We start from the raw sequence: 4,972 nt of genomic DNA on the forward strand, positions 1-4,972 counted from the left end.
AAACGAGTCTAAAAATTCAGTTGTCCTAGTGACACATTTATGTGTCCCCATCGTCTAGAGGCCTAGGACACCGCCCTTTCACGGCGGTAACAGGGGTTCGAATCCCCTTGGGGACGCCACTTACTTATTTTAAGTATTGTGTAAAGCAGTGTGACACCGCACTCTCTATGCACGACGTTATCAAGAGTACCAATCTCTTAGATATGTCATTTACTACTTAGATAGGAAAGTGCAGTGTTATTAGAATAAAACCACAAATTAATACCCTCATTTTATACTTCATTTTTATATCAATCTATTTACACTTTATTACAAAACCAAACCCATAATCGCTCCATATTCCTTGTTGTACTTTTAATTAGTCTTTAAACTCATTGAGTTAATTTAAATATGGACTAAAAAATGAAACTCACAAAAATTGCACTTGCTGTTTTACTTGCATCAGGGTTGGCTGCATGTAATAGCTCAACTCAAGCTATTGATAAAAATATTGTTACAGAAACATCAATTCCTGGCGTTACACTTATTGAATCAGTGAAATCTAATGCAGGTGAAATCAACATACCGTATAAAAAATATAAACTAGATAACGGTTTAACTGTAATTGTGCATGAGGATCATTCAGATCCCTTAGTACACGTTGATGTAACATACCACGTTGGTTCTGCTCGCGAAGAGTTGGGTAAGTCAGGCTTTGCTCACTTTTTTGAGCATATGATGTTTCAAGGTTCAGAGAATGTTGCTGATGAGGAACATTTTAAAATAATATCTGAAGCAGGCGGTACTTTAAATGGTACAACTAACTCAGATAGAACAAATTATTTTGAAACAGTACCTGTAAATCAATTAGAAAAAATGTTGTGGCTAGAAGCTGATCGAATGGGCTTTTTACTCGATGCTGTAACCCAAGAAAAATTTGAGGTACAACGCGAAACAGTAAAAAACGAGCGCGGCCAACGTGTTGATAATCGCCCCTATGGTCGCTTAGGTGAACGTGTTGCTCAAGCGATGTATCCAGACGGCCATCCATATTCATGGCCTGTAATTGGTTTTATGGACGATTTAAATCGCGTAAATGTAAATGATTTAAAAGCATTCTTTTTAAAATGGTACGGACCAAATAATGCAACGCTTACCATTGGTGGTGACATCAGCGCTAATGAAATACTGCCATTAGTTACTAAATATTTTGCACCAATCCCAAAAGGTCCTGAAATACCTAAAGTTGAAAAAACAGCTGTAATACTAGATGCCGATAGATATATTTCAATGGAAGATAAGGTTCACTTACCTTTATTAAGTATGAGTTTCCCAACGACTTATGCTCGCTCTGAAGATGAAGCACCTCTTGATATACTTGCTGAAATATTAGGTGGAGGTAATAATTCACTACTATACAAAAACCTAGTTAAAACTCAACTTGCTGTTCAAGCAAGTGCAAATCATCCATGCCAAGAGTTAGCGTGTTCAATTAGTCTTTATGCTTTACCAAATCCTACAGCAGGGAAAACGTTAGCTGATATGGAAAAAATCATTCGTGATTCATTTGTTGAATTTGAAGAGCGTGGCGTTACACAAGATGATTTAGATAAAGTAAAAGCTAAAATAGAGTCAGGTGCAATTTTTGGTCTGCAAAGCGTATCAGGAAAAGTCTCTCAACTAGCCGCATCTGAAACGTTTACAGGTAACCCAAACTCAGCTAAAGATGAGATTGCACGTTATAACAAAGTTACAAAAGCTGATGTTATGCGTGTTTTTAATCAATATATCAAAGGTAAATCTGCCGTTATTATGAGTGTTGTGCCAGAAGGTCAAACTCAACTTATAGCTGCCCCAGATAACTTTACGCCTAAAGCGCATGATTTTGGAGGTCCATCTACAACTTCAGCTGATGATTTAGTAGCACGAAGAGCTGTTGATACATTTGATCGAAGTATTCACCCTGTAGCCGGCGCAAATCCTGCTGTTGATGTTCCTTCTCTTTGGCAAACTAAGACCGAAAACGGTATTAAAATATTAGGTACGCAAAGTACAGAAACGCCAACCACCGCTATTTTTATTAAAGTTCCGGGTGGCTTGTATAATGAGCAAGCTAGTAAAGTGGGTTTATCGTCAATGACTGCATCGTTAATGAGCGAGTCAACGCAAAACTACACTACAGAGCAAATGAGTAACGCGCTTGAAAAACTGGGTAGCCAGGTAAGTATCTACTCAGATAAAACACATACAAATGTGTATGTTTCTAGCTTAACCAAAAATGTAGATGCAACGCTAAAGCTTGTTGAAGAGAAATTATTTAAACCTGCATTTAATGCCGATGACTTTGAGCGTAATAAAAAGCAAATCATTCAAAATATTCAACATTCAATGAAGGATGCAGGGTATTTAGCATCTAATACATACAGCAAATTACTATATGGCGACAATATAGCTGCACTTCCAAGTACTGGAACGCTTAATAGTATTGAGGCTATTACATTAGGTGACGTTAAAGCTTTTTATAACGCAAACTTTAAACCACAGGGCGCGCAAGTCATTATTGTTTCTGATTTAAAAGAGTCAACAATTGAGCCAAAGGTTAAAGCTACACTTGCAAACTGGCAAGGTAAATCGAGCCCAGTAGCGGTTGATTTCAGTGAACCTAAAGTAGAAACTAATGTCATTTATCTTGTAGATAAACCAGATGCCCCTCAATCAGAAATTCGTATTGGTAAACGCGGTATGGTTGAAGACATTACAGGTGAGTTTTTTAAAGCTAACTTAATGAACTTTGCATTTGGTGGCACGTTTAACAGCCGTATCAATCTAAATTTACGAGAAGATAAAGGCTACACTTACGGTGCTCGCTCTCGTTTTTGGGGTGATAAAACATCAGGTGGCTTTACAGCTTCTGCAGCGGTGAGAGCCGATTCTACTGCAGCGTCTATTACAGAGTTTACTAATGAGCTTAATAACTATGCTCAAAACGGTGTCACTGACGAAGAGCTTATGTTTATGCGTAAAGCTATCAATCAAAAAGATGCGCTTAAATACGAAACGCCTAATGCAAAACTTGGCTTTTTAGCACAAATATTAGAGTTCGATTTAAAACCTAGCTTTGTAAAAGAAAGAAATGAGATTGTTAGCAATATTAGCAAAGAAGAAGTTAACGCCTTAGCTAAAAAACACTTAAACACTAAAGATATGATTTATTTAGTAGTGGGTGATGCTAAAACACTTCGCCCAGAGCTTGAAAAATTAGGCATGAAGGTTGTTGATTACAGCCTTTAATATTTAAATAAATAATTAGAATTACAAAGCAGCTTTTTAGCTGCTTTTTTTTGCCTGATTTTAGAGTGTTGATCTTTTTGAAAGTAGATTACAGGGAGCAACTACAGCGTCTTTCTTTAGATATAAAATATAGTTTTATAGTTGAAGCCTTCAAATAACACCCCATTCCTAGCTTTATTATTCAGTACTTATAAAGATTCAATTTGGTAGCATAAATTTAAACATCCAACTTTATTAGGAGGATTTATGGCAAGTGGATGGGCACGAGACGGTGCAATTCAAGATCAAATTGATGCAAGTGTTAACGATGCCGTACAGTATGCAAGAAGCAATTTAATATCTGGTGCAAGTGCTGAGCTATGTGACGAGTGCGATGAAAAAATCCCACAAGCACGAAGGCTCGCGCTACCAGGAGTTCGCTACTGTGTTGCATGCCAAGCTGAAATAGAAGGCAATGGTGCCAGCGCTAAATCGTTTAATAGGCGTGGTAGTAAAGATAGTCAGTTGCGTTAAAAAAAGGTGCTGCAAAGCACCTTTTATTTAATACCAATCTGCATAACCATTTGAACTATATATAAAATTAAACCTCTCCATAGTTATACCAACCAGCATAAATCTTTGATCAATTTAACGAATTAAATTGCACTATTACGTCGATAAAAATTTTTTATTTAGAACAACTAGATACAAAAATTTTGCCTAGTTCTAGCGTAATTTTTTTAACGTTAAATAGACCCCATATATAAGCAGATTGGCATTAAGCAAATTGTTATAACTTGAATTAGTTGTTAAGTAATTTAAAATTTACTCATGTCTTCTTTTTTCTGAATTAACTCAATTGCATAGCCATCTGGGTCTTTTACAAAAGCAATTTCAGTAGTACCGCCTTTTACAGGCCCTGGTTCACGGCTTACATTGCCACCAGCAGCTTTAATATCTGCACATGCTTTGTAAATATCATCAAACTCAATAGCAATATGACCATATCCATTACCTAGGTCGTAGCTATCCTCGTCCCAGTTATAAGTTAGCTCTAATACTGTGTTATCTGCTTCGTCGCCATATCCAACAAAGGCAAGAGTGTATCTGTATTCACTGTTATCAGCTCTGCGTAATTCTTTCATACCTAATATTTCAGTATAAAAAGCAATTGATTTATCCAAATCCGCTACACGAAGCATAGTATGTAATAAACGCATTTTTAGTTCCTTTAGTTATTTATTCAAAGTTAAGAGTATTTTTAACTAAGCGCTATTATCAAGCGCGTTTTAGGGGGGTTATATGTATTAGCCATATATGTAGGCATTACATATAAATCACAACCTTAATATGAGAGTGGGCTTAAAACAGTTTGAGTTCGACCTTTATAAATTACCAATTAATGAATCATTTTATTAAATTTTGGATGTTTATATAACCAGTACTCAATTATTGGTCAACCTATTAGTATAAAAAAAGTTACTGATTGTTCAACAAAAGTTAACCTTTGCTTAATTGTGCTGTTGATATATAAGCATTTGTTTTAATGGGATATTAAATTGATCTTTGTGTAATTTTTAAAAATGTGGCGTTTGCTTGGTTAACTTATTGGTTGACAAAAAAGTCGTATGGTAATACAGTTTTTGCATACCAATTGGTAAGTTGCTTGGTTTGAGTGAGTACAATGTATTGGTAATTAATCAGAGTTACGTTTTGCACAGGT

At 35.9% G+C, this 4,972-nt stretch carries 3 protein-coding genes and 1 tRNA gene; 3 read left to right on the forward strand and 1 reads right to left on the reverse strand.

Translation table 11 applies throughout. From position 1 onward, the window contains the following. The first annotated feature begins 43 nt into the window (after nt 1–43). The 3 genes from H5072_RS11750 (at nt 44) to H5072_RS11760 (ending at nt 3,783) form a co-directional block, all read left to right on the forward strand. A tRNA-Glu gene (locus H5072_RS11750) sits at nt 44–119 on the forward strand. A gap of 283 nt (nt 120–402) precedes the next feature. Continuing rightward, nucleotides 403–3,270 carry a pitrilysin family protein gene (locus H5072_RS11755; RefSeq protein WP_182693619.1) on the forward strand — a complete coding sequence of 956 codons (2,868 nt, stop codon included), beginning with the start codon at nt 403–405 and terminating at the stop codon, nt 3,268–3,270. 246 nt (nt 3,271–3,516) lie between these two features. Next, complete coding sequence (locus H5072_RS11760; RefSeq protein ID WP_024605380.1) at nt 3,517–3,783, forward strand: DksA/TraR family C4-type zinc finger protein; 267 nt, start codon at nt 3,517–3,519, stop codon at nt 3,781–3,783. 284 nt (nt 3,784–4,067) lie between these two features. On the opposite strand, the gene gloA is transcribed toward H5072_RS11760, so the two are convergent. Further along, on the reverse strand, nt 4,068–4,469 hold the full coding sequence (gloA, locus tag H5072_RS11765) for a lactoylglutathione lyase (RefSeq protein ID WP_024594782.1): 402 nt from the start codon (nt 4,467–4,469) through the stop codon (nt 4,068–4,070). Nucleotides 4,470–4,972 lie beyond the last annotated feature (503 nt).

This window comes from Pseudoalteromonas sp. SR45-5, from assembly GCF_014163565.1.
GTDB lineage: Bacteria > Pseudomonadota > Gammaproteobacteria > Enterobacterales > Alteromonadaceae > Pseudoalteromonas > Pseudoalteromonas distincta.